Below are 13,484 nucleotides of genomic sequence, written 5' to 3' on the forward strand. Positions count from 1 at the left end.
GAGCCTAGGGCCTGGCCGGGCCGCTCCGGCCGGCATACACGCCAAGTTCAACATGCGGGCACGCCACACGGGGCGGTAAGGGTCGAACCGGTCGACTCCGGTGCAGGTCGGGCCGGGACCGGGCATCGGCGCGGCCGGCCCGCGCTCGCTACTGTCGAAGCGTGCCCACCGAGCCCCTCCGCAGCGCCGGCGCGTTGATCACGGATGATGGCGTCGAGCTGGCACCGCACCGCTTCGCCGGGCTGGTCGCCCCGGCGGTCGAGCGGGCGTTCGTCGCCGGGATGCTCGCCGGCCGCGACGGCGGCGGCGCCGAACTGAGCCAACGGTACGGCGGGCCCGCCGCCACCGGCTTCCTGGTGGAGTTCCGCACCCGGCTCGCCGCGCCGGGCGGTTCCGTCGACCGGGCCGGCTTCGCCGCCGTCAACCGCTACCGCGACCCGGCCACCTGCCAACGGGCGCTGGACAAGCAGGTCGCCCACGGCACGATCGCCCGCCGGCCCGACGGCGGGATCACCGCCACCGAACGCGGCGTCGACTTCCTCACCGAGCTGTACCAGGTGCACGCCGAGGTGACCGAGGAACTGTGGGCCGGGCACGACGACCGGGTGCGCCGGCTCGTCGAGGCGTACGGGCGGGTGGTGGCGTACGCGGTGCTGCTGGCCGGGGAGCCGGACGCCGGGCCGGGGCCGGCGTTCGCGGCGGTCGCCCCGCCGTACGAGCCGGACGGCACCCCGCCGGGCGTGCTGCTGCTCAACCGGATCGGCGCGCTGCGGTACCACCGGGCCGACGCGTACGCCGACGCGTGGACCGCCGCCGGGCACACCGCCGCCAGCGTCGGCGAGCTGCCGGACGGGCCGGAACGGCGGGCCATCGAGCTGGAGACCGACCGTCGGGCGGCCGGCCCGTACGCGACGCTGACCGCCGACGAGCGGCTGTGCGTGCTCGCCGACCTGGCCGCCCTGCCCGGCTGAACCCCCGGTTGACGGCGGCCGGCCGGTCACGCGGGGCTATCCTCCACGGTGACCTGGAGTCGTACGAGGGAGGCCCCGCATGATCGGGATGGTGCTCGCGGCCGGTGCGGGACGCCGACTGCGCCCGTACACCGACACCCTGCCCAAGGCGTTGGTGCCGGTGGACGGTGAGACCACCATCCTGGACATCGCGCTGCGCAACCTGGCCGAGGTGGGGCTCACCGAGATCGTGATCGTGGTCGGCTACGCCGCCGACGCGGTCGTGCAGCGGCAGGCGGCGCTGGAGCAGAAGTACGGCGTCACCCTCACCCTGGTGCACAACGACAAGGCCGAGGAGTGGAACAACGCCTACTCGCTGTGGCTGGCCCGGGAGCACTTCGCCCGGGGCGTGCTGCTGGTCAACGGCGACACCGTGCACCCGGTGAGCGTGGAGAAGACCCTGCTGGCCGAACGCGGGCCGGGCATCCTGCTCGCCGTCGACACCCTCAAGGCGCTGGCCGACGAGGAGATGAAGACCACCTTCGACGCCGCCGGCCAGCTCACCCGGATCACCAAGCTGATGGACCCGGGCGAGGCGTACGGCGAGTACATCGGCGCGACGCTGATCGAGCCGCAGGTGGCCGGGGCGCTCGCCGACGCGCTGGAGGCGACCTGGCGGCGCGACCCGAACCTCTACTACGAGGACGGCTACCAGGAGTTCGCCGACCGGGGCGGCGAGGTGCGGGCCGCGCCGATCGGGGACGTCTCCTGGGTCGAGGTCGACAACCACGACGACCTGACCCGGGCGCGGGAGATCGCGTGCCGCTACTAGCCCGTACCATCCTGACCCCGCTGCACATCGACGTGCGGCGCGGCGCGGTCGCCGACCTGGCCACCATCCTCGCCGACGGGCGGATCTCCTCCGGCGGCGACGTGGCGGTGGTGGTCGGCCCCGGGCAGGGCGGGCAGATCGCCGACCTGCTGCGGCCGTCGCTGCGTTCGGCGGACGTGTTCACCGTGGCCGGCGGCACCCTCGACGCCGCCGACGAGCTGGGCGGCAAGCTCCGCGAACGCTCGTACGACGCGGTGGTCGGCATCGGCGGCGGCAAGACCATCGACGTGGCGAAGTACGCCGCCACCCGGCGCGGCCTGCCGATGGTGACGATGGCGACCAGCCTCGCCAACGACGGCATCGCCTCCCCGGTCGCCAGCCTGATCACCGGCGGCATCAAGGGCTCCTACGGGGTGCACATCCCGATCGCGGTGATCGTCGACCTGGACTTCGTGGCCGCCGGCCCCGACCAGCACAACCGGGCCGGCATCGGCGACGTGGTCAGCAACATCAGCGCCCTGGCCGACTGGGAACTGGCCCGCCAGGTACGCGGCGAACCGGTCGACGGGCTCGCCGCGTCGCTGGCCCGGATGGGCGCGGAGGCGGTGCTCGCGCACACCGGCGACATGACCGACGACGCGTTCGTCACGGTGCTGGCCGAGGCGCTGATCTCCAGCGGCCTGGCGATGGCGGTCTGCGGCAGCAGCCGACCGGCCAGCGGCGGCTGCCACGAGATCATGCACGCCGTCGACGCCCTCTTCCCGGGCACCTCGTCGCACGGCGAGCTGGCCGGGCTCGGCGCGCTGTTCTGCACGTTCCTGCGCGGTGACGAGCGGCGCTTCGTCGAGATGGCGGCCTGCCTGGGCCGGCACCGGCTGCCCCGGCACCCCGCCGACGTGGGGCTCACCGACGACCAGTTCGTCGAGGCGGTGCAGTTCGCCCCGGCCACCCGCCCCGACCGGTACACCATCCTGGAGCACCTGGCCATGTCGGTTACCGAGACGCGGGAGCGGCTGGCAGACTACGCCGGTGCACTCCGCGACCACAGTGGCTGAACCCCGTCCCACCGTTGCCGACTTCCACCGGGTCAACCGGGGCGGCGGCCTGTTCAGTGAGTCGGTCAGCCAGTGGCTGGGTGCCGTCTTCGCCCTGGTCGCCCAGCGCCTCGGGCTGCGCCCGACCGCGCTGACCATCACCAACCTGGTGCTCGGCCTGGCCGCCTCGGTGACCGTGGTGGCGCTCGCCGACCGGGTCGCCGCCGGCACCGTACCGGCCTGGCTGGTCGGGCTGGTCGCGCTGGTCGGCTGGCAGGTGGCGTACGCCCTGGACTGCGCCGACGGGCAGCTCGCCCGGGTGACCGGTCAGGGCAGCGCGGCCGGTGCCCGGGTCGACGTGCTCTGCGACGTGGCCGCCCAGATCGCCCTGGTCGCCGCCCTGTCCGCCACCGCCGTGGCGCAGCGCCCCTCCACGCCGACCTGGCTGGTGGCGACCTTCGCCGGCACCTGGATGGTCAACCTGGTGACCTCGGTGATGCAGTCCGGCCCGAACGCCGCCAGCATGGTCACCTCCACCTCCCTGCCGGTACGCCTGGTCAAGCTGGTCCGCGACTACGGCGCGGTGATCTTCGTGGCGGGGTTGGTGCTGATGCTGGTGCCTGCGCTGGTGTTCTGGGTGGTCGTGGCGTTCACGGTGGTCAACGGCGGGTTCCTGCTGGCCAGCATCGCCTTCTCGGCCCGCGCCTCGCTGTAGGGGCCGGCGGCACCGCCGTCACGGTCCCGCAGGGGGGTCGGCGCCGTGCTCCTCCGCGCGTTGTCGCCGGAGTTGTTCGAGGACGGCGGTGTCGGCTTCGAGGTCGGGGTGCTCGACCTGCCGGTCGAGGTCAACCACGCGTACGAGTTCGTGGATCGCCTGGTCGAGGTCACCGTTTGCCCAGTGCACCATCGCAATGCTGTACCGCGTGACGGCTTCTCCGACCCGGTCGCCGACCTCCCTCGTGAGGGGAAGCGCCTGATGGTAGTGGTCGAGGGCCCGCTGCAGATCCCCCAGACCTTGGTACATTTGGCCGATGTTGTTGAGGGTGATGGCTTCGACCGCCCGGTCGCCGACCTCCCTCGTGATGGGGAGCGCCTGGTGGTAGTGGTCCAGAGCCCGCAGTCGATCCCCCAGACTGCCGTACACACTGCCGATGTTGGCGAGGGCGATGGCTTCGCCCGCCCGGATGCCGACCTTCCTCGCAAGGAGGAGGGCCAAGCGGTGGTGTTCTAGAGCCCGCTGCAGATCCCCCAACCCGTTGTATACATTGCCTATGTTGCTCAGGGTGGCGGCTTCGCCGGCCCGGTCGCCGACTTCCCGCGTGATGGGGAGCGCCTGGTGGTAATGGTCGAGGGCCCGGTGCAGATCCCCCAACCCGTCGTATGCCTTACCGATATTGTTGAGGGTAGCGGCTTCGACAGCCCGGTCGCTGACCTCCCTCGTAATAGGAAGGGCCAGGCGGTAGTTGTCCAGAGCCCGCACTCGGTCCCCCAACTCGTCGTACACGAGACCGATGCTGGTTAGGGTGGCGGCTTCGTTTCCCTGGTGGCCGACCTGCTGGTACATAGTCAGGGCCTGCTGGTAGTCCTCCAGCGCAGGCCCGGGCCGGCCCGTTGACGACCGCGCCTGGCCCCGGTCGTAAAGAGCGTCGGCGTCCGGGCCGAGGGTCAGAGTCGCGGTGGCCATGGACTCGACGGCGCCAAACCGCGAGGTACGCAACCACACCCGACACACCCGGCCTGCGACATCTCGGGCGATCTCCGGCTGCTGCCCGGCGACGGCGAGCCGGTGCACCTCGACCCAGAGGGCGATGGTCCTCGGGTCAGTGGCCATCGGCGTCGGTGGAGTCGAGGACCCCCAGATCTGGTAGAGGGACCGGGCGGCGGCGGCGCACGCCTCGGTGTGTTCGTCGTCGGTGAGCAGGGGACGGACGAGGGGGTGCAGGACGTTGGAGACGAAGTAGCGGGGTTCGCGGGTGTCGGGGTCAATGCCCTCTTCGAGCAGGCCGAGTTCGACGGCCCGCTGGAGGTGCCGGGCGGCGTCGGGATGCTGGTGCAGGGCGTGAACGGTGGCGGCGGGGATCGGTAGTTCGACGACGTTGACCCGGGCAAGCATCCGGCGGAGTTCGAGGGGTTGGGAGTCGAGCAGGTTGTCGGCGAGGACCGTCTCGCGGCGGAACCGGTCGGCTTCGCCCTCGATGGCGGCGAGTAGGCCGTCGACGTCGAGGGTGGCATCGTCGACGATCCGGTTGAGCCAGTCGAGCAGGCGGGGGTTGCCGGCTGCGGCCCCGATCGCCCGGGTGCGGATGGTGGGGTTGATGGTGGATTCGGGGCGCAGGTTGGTCAGGTTGGCGATCTTCTTGGTCTGCTCGACGGTGGTGAGGGTTTCCAGCGCTTCGACGGCGAGGGTGGTGCCGGTCGGGGTGGGGAAGCGGTAGCGGCTGGTGATGACGACGCGGCTCGGGCTGTCGGTGTCGCGGATGGCGGTGAGCAGGGCGGGCAGGATCTCGGCCATCGCCGGGGCGAGGACCCGGCTGCCGTCGTCGCGGGTGTCGAGGTTGCCGGTCTCGAAGTCGTCGAACACGAACAGGCAGGGCGTCTCGCCGAGCGGCCCGTCGGCGTCGAGCAGGTACCGCAGCCGAATCGGAAGCGGGAGCTGCTCGTTGTCGAGAAGTTTGGCGGCCTCGGTCCTCTGGTCAGGGTCGTCGAAGCGGACCTTGTCGATCAGTTCGCGGAACTTGATGGCGTCGACCCGGCCGTACCAGACGGCGCGCTGGTGGGTGGGCATGCGTTCCAGGAGCCGGGAGGCGAGGCTGCTCTTGCCGAGCCCGCCCATGCCGGCCAGCAGCAGGCCCTGGGCCGCGCCGGGGGTGTCGGCGGGTTGCCGCAGGACGCGTAGGCAGCGCTGGATGACCCGCCGCCGGCCGACGAACTCGGCGCGGGAGGCGACCCGGGACAGTTGGGTCTGCGGGTCCAGGAACTGCTGGTCGGCGGCGCGTACCTGCAACCGCTTGCGACCCTTGGTGTGCAGCGGGGTGACCAGAGGTGCCAGCGGCGACCGGTCGGCGTAGACGCGGAGCAGATGCCAGTAGCTGCTCTTCCTGTCGTGGAACAGGTGGCGGCGGGCCGCGATGATGGCCCGGTCCAACGACCCTCCGTCGGCCAGGGCCTGGTAGAGCGCGGCGGCGAAGTCGGTGGCGGCGACGTCCCCCACCGGCAGCGCCCAGCCCAGCACCGCAGGGGCACCGGCCTGCACCAGGCTCTCACTCATCGACGGGACCACGCCGCCCTCCGGGGCGTCAGCGGTCAGGCAGCCGGAGACGAACACCAGCCTCGGCCAGTGCCCCTGCATCGCCTCGGCGAGCTGGTCGGCCGTCGCCCTGGTGGGCGCACCGTACTCGTCCTCCAGCAGGAAGACCGGCTGCCCACCGGCGGTGGTGGCGTGCCCGCTCAGGTGCAGCACGTCGAAGTGACCCGGCCCGTAGTCGCGGCTGAGGAACCGCAGCCCCTCCAGGGTGCCGCTCTCCTCCACCACCAGATCGGTGCCGGTGCGCCGGGTCGCGGCCAGGATCGCCGCCTCCTCGGCCTCGAAGTTGAGCACCGGCTCGACACCTTCGGGCGAGGCCGCCATGAACAGCACCCGCAACGGCCGGTTGCCCGGCTCGACCGGACCGGGCAACACCGCGTGTTCGCCGACCGCCCGGACCGGTAACAGCGGCGCCCGCCCGGCCACCGTCAGGAACGCTCCTTCCCGGGCCAGCAACTCCCACGGCAGGTGCCGCAGCCGCTGTTCGGCGCTGATCCGCAGCACCGCCCCGGCGGGATGGGCCAGCATCGGGGTGAGCCACCGCTCGTCGCCGTCGAGGAACTCCGCCAGCCGGGTCCCCAGCTCGGCCAGCCGGGTCGCGCCGTACACCTTCTGCGCGGTGGCGTCGGTGCTGTAGTCGTGGCGTACCAGGGTGATCAGCTCGTCGACCGCGGCCCGGTCCAGGTTGCGGGTCCGGGGTGGCTGGCTGGCGGCGGACAGCCGCAGCTCGTAGTGGTTCGAGGTCTGCGCGAAGACCTCCAGGTCGAAGGTGCTCATCTGCCCATCCCCGTCGTGGTGGTGGTCAGGTCAGTGCGGCCCGGTGCCGTCCTGCCGCATGGCGATCTCCAGCCGGGCCTGGCTGCCCTCGGCCAGCTCGATCCGGGTACCGTCGGGCAGCAGCACGGTGACGGCAGCGCCGTCCCGGCGGCGGGCACCCCACCACCCGGTGATCGTCTTGGCCGCACCGACCCCGGAGAACACCAGCCCGATCACCGCGATCACCATCTCGGCCGAACGCTGCACCTGCACCGGCGACACACTGCCGTCGGGCCCCACGGCACCGAGCAGCGCGGCCCGCAGCTCCGCCGCCCAGCTCGCAGCCTGCGCCCCGGAAACCTCCACTGTGGCGTTCGCCATCGCCCACACCCTCCCCGACGCACCTGGTCACACCGGCTCAGACCGCCCCCGCCGGACCAGCCGGACGATCAACGGTACGGACCTTGGCGGCTACTGTACGTTTCATTCGCGTCCCGGGACCTCTCGGAGAACCGGCCTCAGGTGACAGCTTTCCGACTCATCGACCGCGCCCCCGGTCACCGGGGAAAGAACAACGACGACCGGTGCCACCGCCCGTACGCCTGTGGTGTCACCGCACTACCCTCGGCAACGGGAGCAGCAGGAAGAGCGAGGTGGACCGGCCATGGAGGATCGAGAACGCCCCGTCAACCCCGCTGCGGCGACCACCATCGCCCGACGCGTGGAGGTGCATCGACTCGCGGTCGCCGGCCGACAGCCGGAGATCGCCCGGGATGTTGGTGACCGGGTGTGTCGGGTGTGGTTGAGTACCTCGCGGTTCGCCGCCGTCGAGGCCATGGCCACCGCGACGCTTACCCTCGGCCCGGACGCCGGCTCCTTCTACGACCGTGGCTGGGCGCGGTCGTCGACGGGCCGCCCCCGTCCGGCGCTGGAGGACTACCAGCAGGCCTTGACCATGTACCAACAGGCCGGCCACCGGGGCAACGAAGCAGCCACCCTCACCAGCATCGGTCGCGTGTACGACAGCCTGGGGGATCGGCAGCGGGCCCTGCACCACTACCACCAAGCCCTCCCCATCCGGCGGGAAGTCGGCGACCGAGCCGGCGAAGCCACCACCCTCAACAACATCGGCAGCGTGTACGACAGCCTGGGGGATCGGCAGCGGGCCCTGCACCACTACCACCAAGCCCTCCCCATCACGCGGGAAGTCGGCGACCGAGCCGGCGAAGCCGTCACCCGATACAACATCGCGATGGCCCTCCGGGCGGGCGGTGACCTCAACCAGGCGATCAGCGAGCTCGAACACGTCGTCGACCTCGACCGGCAGGTCGGCCACCCCGACCTCGAAGCCGACACCCGTGTCCTCGAACAACTCCGTCAGGAACGCGCGGAACGCCAGTAGGAATGCGCTTCGGCCATGGCCGAGCGAGACCCTTCCGGCGCATCGAAAGGTATCGTAGTGTGGCGTTCGCAGGTAAGCGCTTTCCAATCCTGTTGCGGCACTTTGGCGGGCACCCCTGCGCGTGCGGACGGCTGTCCGCCACCACCCCGTCCCATCACCCGTCTCGGAGGACACGTGAGCACACGTGACAACGGCGCGACGTCGCGCCGTCGACGGTGGCAGGTCGCCCTGCTGCCGTTCGCCACCGTAGGGCTGGTCGCCGCCGGCCTGGTCGTGACCCAGACCGGTGCCCAGGCCGCCACCTGGCCCACCGCCAAGAGCACCACCACCGTCACCAGCACCCAGTCGATCAGCGGCACCCGGGACTTCGGCCTGGTCCGCTACAAGGCCGGAGGCGCGATGGGTGACGGCGGTCAGAGCGAGAGCCAGAAGCCGATCTTCGAGCTGGCTGACGGCGCGACGATCAAGAACGTGATCATCGGTTCGCCGGCCGCCGACGGCATCCACTGCAAGGGCAGCTGCACGCTGATCAACGTGTGGTGGGAGGACGTCGGCGAGGACGCCGCCACCTTCAAGGGCGGCTCGTCGGCGAATTACACCGTCGACGGCGGCGGTGCCCGGTCCGCCTCGGACAAGGTGTTCCAGCACAACGGCGGCGGCAAGCTGACCATCAAGAACTTCGACGTCAGCAACTTCGGCAAGCTGTACCGGTCGTGCGGCAACTGCTCGACCCAGTACAAGCGGACCGTCGTCATCCAGAACGTCACCGTGACCGCCCCCGGCAAGGTGCTCGCCGGCATCAACACCAACTACGGCGACACCGCGACCTTCTCGGGCATCACCATCTACGGCGACAGCAGCCGGAAGATCTCCATCTGCGACCGCTACACGGGCAACAGCTCCGGCGCTGAGCCGGTCAAGACCGGCAGCGGCCCCGACGGCACCTACTGCAAGTACACGTCGTCGAACATCGTCTACCGGTAGGGCCTGCTAGCAGGCAGGGCCCGGCATCGACGTTCGGCCACAGCCGAGGCGGGCCGCGCACGCGCCCAGGTGGGCATGCGCGGCCCGTCGCCGTCACTGGCACCGACGCCCCAGCGAGCGGACCAAACCACGACAACAGTCCAGGTCACAGCCGCGCGAAGGGTGTGACGGAAGACGACTGACAGTTGGCCCTGACATGCGGACGCCTGGACGCCAGAGGTGCGAGAATAGGCGACGATCCAAGACGCAGGAGGTGAGCCGGGATGTCGAGCAGCGCCGAGCAGATGCCTGAGTGGCCGACCGCTGAGCACGTACCGGCCGAGGAGATTGCCCGTCGCCAGGGTGTCCGGCCGATCGCCTCCGTCGACGACCTCGCACGGCCGGGCCTGTTCGAGTCCGACGACGAGTTGGACGACTTTCTCGCTGATCTTTATGCCTCCCGCCGGGCCAACGCCGCGTGAGCCTGGTAGTCCTGGACACTGACGTCGCATCGGCCATTCTGCGCGGCCGGCTACACGACAGGCTCCGCACCCGACTGGTCGGTAAGACCCTGTGCATCACCTTCGTCACGCTCGGGGAGCTGACCAAGTGGACTGCGCTGAGGAGTTGGGGGCCACGCAAGCTGGCCGACCTCGCGCAGTGGCGATCCGGCGTGGTGCTGCTCCCCTTCGACGAGGCGGTGGCGACGACCTGGGGCCAGCTTCAGGCTCGGGCGCAGCATCGCGGGCGGCCCCGGCCGACGAATGACTCCTGGATCGCGGCGTGCTGTCTCGTCGATCGGCTGCCGCTGGCGACCTTCAACGACAAGGACTACGCCGACTTCGCCGAGCACGACGGCCTCCGGCTCTTCGACGTCTCGTAGGTGGTAGGGAGGCGGGAAGTCCGTCAAACCGGGTCAGGCCCAGATGTTCTTGGGCGTCTTCGACCGCCGCACCCACCTTGATCGACTCAGTTGGGGCGAAGTTGGGGTGTCAACCGCGACGGGATACCGCTACTTCGGCCCACAGATTTGCCGCTCAACTCTCGGGCGGCGGTTCGTCCGCACCGCAGCGTGCCCCGGGCTCCCGAGACGGGGCCGGTGCGTGCCACTTCCGCAGTCGGTACGACGGGCAACGTCAGTTGTGCTTGAGGGAGTCGACGAAGGTGCGCCAGCCGTGGGCGTCGAAGGCGAGGGTGGGGCCGGACTTGTCCTTGCTGTCCCGGACGGCCACCCCGTTGCGGAGGTCGGCCACCTCGACACACGCGCCACCGTTGCCGTCGCTGCGGGTGGACTTGCGCCATACCGCGCCGGTGAGGTCCGGGTTCGACATGTCAGCCTCTACTTCATCTCGCCTGCTATCCGCAGCATGAGCCTGCGGGACTCCGCCGGCCCCAAGGCCGCAGCCCGGAGACGGTCCCAGTGCCGATTGTAGGCCCGAAGCGCCTCGGGGCTGTCGAGGTAATCCGCGTCCGTGAACGTCTCCAGGTAGACCACGTCGGAGGCGACTTCCTCCCCGAACCGGAGGAGGATGAAGCTGAACGAGGAAACGACGTACGTCTCGGCATCCAGCGGAAACACCTGGATCGTGACGTTCGGGCGATCGGCAAGCGCGGCGAGGTGAGACAACTGCTCCCGCATCGTCGCGCGGTCGCCGAGGTTCCGCCGGAGGGCGGACTCGCTGAGGATGAAGTTCAGCTCCGGGCCGTCCGGGCGGTCGATGACCTTCTGCCGTTCGAGGCGCACCTCGACCTGCCGCTCCACGTCATCCCGGTCGATGATCGCCCTGATGTACGGCTCGGTCTGGAGGATGCCGGGGATGACCTCGGACTGGTACCAGCGGATCTCCGCCGCGTCCGCCTCCAGGTCGAGGTACTGCCGGAACCAGTCCGGCACCACGTTGCGGTACCCGCTCCACCGCCCGCGCTGCCTACCGGCGCGGGCGAGTTCCCGTAGCGGTTCGGCCTCCTCCGCCGACACGCCGTAGAAGTCGAGCAGCAGCTTCAGGTCCGTCAGCCGGATGCCGGACTGACCCAACTCCATCCGGCTGACCTTGCTCGATGCGGAGTCGATGACCTCCGCCGCCTCGTCCTGACTCTTGCCTGCCGCCTCGCGGGCTCGTCGGAGGGCGTTGCCGAGGCGACGTCGCTGGATCGTCGGGGTGACCATCCGGCGAGTATCCCGCCCCTGTCGTCCACGATCAGGCGACACGCCGTGGGTTCCCAAATCAGTTGTCGCCTCCTAGCATGCGTTTTTAGGTTCCTAAATTAGGTAACCAGAAGAACTCTCGGGAGGTCCCCATGGCTCGGCATGCGAAGAACCCGACGCACTCTGGCCTGCTGGTGAGGCTCTGGCAGCCGTTCCGGCGGCCGCTGCTGACCCTGGCCGGGGAATACCGGGCGGGGTGCTGGTCGTGACGGCGCGGCGCGGGCCCGACCACGACGACCGGGGCGAGCAGATCCAGGCGGCGGAACGTGAGGCGGCCCGGCAACGGATTCTCGCCCAGGCGGAGGCGGAGCGGATACCGGCCGAGGAGACCACCCGGGCGGTACCGGACCGGCGGTGGCGTCGTGGACGGCAGTGAGCTGCTGCCGGTCGGCCGGCGGGTGGCGTACTGGCGGGGGCGGCGGAAACTGTCGCAGCAGGTGTTCGCCGATCGGCTCGGCCGGTCGAAATCCTGGGTGGACAAGATCGAGCGGGGTGTCCGGTCGCTGGACAAGGTGTCGACGTTGCGGGACATCGCCGCCGTGCTGCGGATCGACACCGCCGTGCTGCTCGGCCGGGACGCGCGACCCGCCACGACGACCGCCCGGATGGAAGGGGTGGAGCGGATTCGGGCGGCCCTGTCGACGTACGAGATGGCGCTCGGGCGACCGGCGACCCGCCCGGCGGTGCCGGCCGGCCGGGTGGTGCGGGACGTCGGGCACGCCTGGGTGCAGTTCCAGTACGCCAGGTACCCGCAGGTGGTCGACGTGCTGCCGGGTCTGCTGGCCGGCGTGCAGCGGATCTCCGCCGACGATCACGAGTCGAACCGGCCGCTGCTGGTGGACGTGTACCGACTCACCGCCGCGCTGCTGGTGAAGCTCGGCGAGGTCGACCTGGGTTGGCTGGCCGCCGACCGGGCGATGGCCACCGGGGCCGGCGATCCCCTGCTGGTGGCCGCCGCCACGGTGCAGCTCGGCCAGGTGTTCCGTGCCTCGGGGCGGCCCCGCGCGGCGGTGTCGGCGTCGCTCGCCGCCGCGTACCGGATCGCCCTGCTCGGCCCCGACGACGGCGGCCCCGGCGAGTTGTCGTTGTGCGGAACCCTGCTGGTGCAGGCCGCGCTGGGGGCGGCCCGCCGGGGCGACGACCGCGCCACCGCCGACCTGCTCGACGAGGCCACCGGGATGGCCGCGCAGGTCGGCGACGGCCACGACCACCACCGGACGGCGTTCGGGCCGACGGCGGTGGACCTCGCCCGTACCGCCGCCGCGCTCGACCTGGGCGATGCCGGCGAGGCGGTGGCCTGGCACGAGCAGGCGACCCGGCGGGACGCCTGGCGGTGGCTGCCGCTGGAACACCGGGCGGCGCACCTGATCGACGCGGCCCGCGCCTACCTTCAGGCCGACGACCCGGCCAACGCCGGCCGGGTGCTCGCCGACGCCGACCGGATGGCACCCGCCGAGGTACGCCACCGGCCCGCCGCCGGGGAGGTGCTCGCCCAGGTGGCCCGCACCCCGCACGCCCCGGCCACGATCGTCACGCTCGCCGCCGCCCTGGGGGTGACCTGACGGTGACCGCGCCGCACCTGTCGCTGGCGCAGATCCGCAACCGGTTGATCCTCACCGCCCGCGCGGTCCTCCGCGCCCACCGGCCCGACCCGGACGGCCGATGCCGCGTCTGCCGGGTCGCAGGCTGCCGGGTGTCGGCCGCCGCCCGCGACGTCCTCGCCGCCGCCGCTGCCTGCCGGCCACCCGGCGAACCCCACCACCCGGCGTGAAGCGCCCGCCGCACCGCAGCAGCTCACCGCCCACCACCGGCGGCGGGGCACCGTCGCCCACCACGCTCAGCCCCCGGGGTCGCCCGAGGCGGACAGCAGGGGAACGGCCCACCGAGCTGGTTCGGCCGGAGTCGTCATGCCCAGCAGGCATAAATATGGATCTTGTGTCGGGTTTGTGGGTTGTGGGTGGGGTCGGTGACGGCGCATGCCGTTGTTCCGTTGGAGTTTTCGACCTGCGAAAGTACGAGAACTCGGTGACGGAGCAA

15 protein-coding genes are annotated in these 13,484 nt (G+C 71.2%); 11 read left to right on the plus strand and 4 right to left on the minus strand.

The window, feature by feature from the left end:
- The first annotated feature begins 161 nt into the window (after window positions 1–161).
- The 4 genes from B5D80_RS03875 (at window position 162) to B5D80_RS03890 (ending at window position 3,531) form a co-directional block, all read left to right on the plus strand.
- Complete coding sequence (locus B5D80_RS03875; RefSeq protein ID WP_245854205.1) at window positions 162–971, plus strand: helix-turn-helix domain-containing protein; 810 nt, start codon at window positions 162–164, stop codon at window positions 969–971.
- Between the two features lie 79 nt (window positions 972–1,050).
- Entirely contained in the window at window positions 1,051–1,782 is a 732-nt protein-coding gene (locus B5D80_RS03880) for a phosphocholine cytidylyltransferase family protein (protein WP_088642365.1), read from the plus strand.
- Entirely contained in the window at window positions 1,770–2,837 is a 1,068-nt protein-coding gene (locus B5D80_RS03885; protein ID WP_088642366.1) for an iron-containing alcohol dehydrogenase family protein, read from the plus strand. Before B5D80_RS03880 ends, B5D80_RS03885 begins: the two co-directional genes overlap by 13 nt.
- On the plus strand, window positions 2,812–3,531 hold the full coding sequence (locus B5D80_RS03890) for a CDP-alcohol phosphatidyltransferase family protein (RefSeq protein ID WP_088642367.1): 720 nt from the start codon (window positions 2,812–2,814) through the stop codon (window positions 3,529–3,531). The genes B5D80_RS03885 and B5D80_RS03890 overlap by 26 nt, the downstream gene beginning before the upstream one ends.
- Window positions 3,532–3,549: 18 nt before the next feature.
- On the opposite strand, the gene B5D80_RS03900 is transcribed toward B5D80_RS03890, so the two are convergent.
- Together B5D80_RS03900 and B5D80_RS03905 are read right to left on the minus strand one after the other, a co-directional pair.
- The gene (locus tag B5D80_RS03900) at window positions 3,550–6,897 is read right to left on the minus strand and encodes a CHAT domain-containing tetratricopeptide repeat protein (RefSeq protein ID WP_245854206.1); all 3,348 of its coding nucleotides are present in this window, start codon (window positions 6,895–6,897) and stop codon (window positions 3,550–3,552) included.
- 30 nt (window positions 6,898–6,927) lie between these two features.
- Window positions 6,928–7,257 carry a hypothetical protein gene (locus B5D80_RS03905; RefSeq protein ID WP_144081564.1) on the minus strand — a complete coding sequence of 110 codons (330 nt, stop codon included), beginning with the start codon at window positions 7,255–7,257 and terminating at the stop codon, window positions 6,928–6,930.
- Between the two features lie 283 nt (window positions 7,258–7,540).
- Here B5D80_RS03905 and B5D80_RS03910 point away from each other — a divergent pair, with 283 nt between their 5' ends.
- The 4 genes from B5D80_RS03910 (at window position 7,541) to B5D80_RS03925 (ending at window position 10,124) form a co-directional block, all read left to right on the plus strand.
- Window positions 7,541–8,278 (plus strand): tetratricopeptide repeat protein, encoded by a 738-nt coding sequence (locus B5D80_RS03910; RefSeq protein ID WP_088642369.1) that lies wholly within the window; start codon window positions 7,541–7,543, stop codon window positions 8,276–8,278.
- 174 nt (window positions 8,279–8,452) lie between these two features.
- Window positions 8,453–9,262: a pectate lyase gene (locus tag B5D80_RS03915; RefSeq protein ID WP_211291378.1), complete on the plus strand. Its 810-nt coding sequence runs from the start codon at window positions 8,453–8,455 to the stop codon at window positions 9,260–9,262.
- A 263-nt stretch (window positions 9,263–9,525) separates the two neighbouring features.
- On the plus strand, window positions 9,526–9,723 hold the full coding sequence (locus B5D80_RS03920) for a hypothetical protein (RefSeq protein WP_088642370.1): 198 nt from the start codon (window positions 9,526–9,528) through the stop codon (window positions 9,721–9,723).
- The gene (locus B5D80_RS03925) at window positions 9,720–10,124 is read left to right on the plus strand and encodes a type II toxin-antitoxin system VapC family toxin (RefSeq protein ID WP_088642371.1); all 405 of its coding nucleotides are present in this window, start codon (window positions 9,720–9,722) and stop codon (window positions 10,122–10,124) included. The genes B5D80_RS03920 and B5D80_RS03925 overlap by 4 nt, the downstream gene beginning before the upstream one ends.
- A gap of 253 nt (window positions 10,125–10,377) precedes the next feature.
- Here B5D80_RS03925 and B5D80_RS03930 read toward each other — a convergent pair whose 3' ends face one another.
- Window positions 10,378–10,572 (minus strand): DUF397 domain-containing protein, encoded by a 195-nt coding sequence (locus tag B5D80_RS03930; protein ID WP_088642372.1) that lies wholly within the window; start codon window positions 10,570–10,572, stop codon window positions 10,378–10,380.
- A gap of 8 nt (window positions 10,573–10,580) precedes the next feature.
- Window positions 10,581–11,408: a helix-turn-helix domain-containing protein gene (locus tag B5D80_RS03935; RefSeq protein ID WP_088642373.1), complete on the minus strand. Its 828-nt coding sequence runs from the start codon at window positions 11,406–11,408 to the stop codon at window positions 10,581–10,583.
- A 244-nt stretch (window positions 11,409–11,652) separates the two neighbouring features.
- Between B5D80_RS03935 and B5D80_RS34125 the strand changes: the two genes are divergently transcribed.
- From B5D80_RS34125 to B5D80_RS03945, 3 genes are read left to right on the plus strand one after another with little or no spacing between them, the layout of a single operon-like run.
- On the plus strand, window positions 11,653–11,823 hold the full coding sequence (locus B5D80_RS34125; protein ID WP_245854208.1) for a hypothetical protein: 171 nt from the start codon (window positions 11,653–11,655) through the stop codon (window positions 11,821–11,823).
- Window positions 11,810–13,009, plus strand: coding sequence for a helix-turn-helix domain-containing protein (locus tag B5D80_RS03940; protein WP_245854209.1), 1,200 nt, complete (start codon window positions 11,810–11,812; stop codon window positions 13,007–13,009). The genes B5D80_RS34125 and B5D80_RS03940 overlap by 14 nt, the downstream gene beginning before the upstream one ends.
- A gap of 2 nt (window positions 13,010–13,011) precedes the next feature.
- A complete protein-coding gene (locus tag B5D80_RS03945) occupies window positions 13,012–13,218 on the plus strand; it encodes a hypothetical protein (RefSeq protein WP_088642375.1) in 207 nt (68 codons plus the stop codon).
- Window positions 13,219–13,484 lie beyond the last annotated feature (266 nt).

The organism is Micromonospora wenchangensis (assembly GCF_002210435.1).
GTDB classification, from domain to species: Bacteria; Actinomycetota; Actinomycetes; order Mycobacteriales; family Micromonosporaceae; genus Micromonospora; species Micromonospora wenchangensis.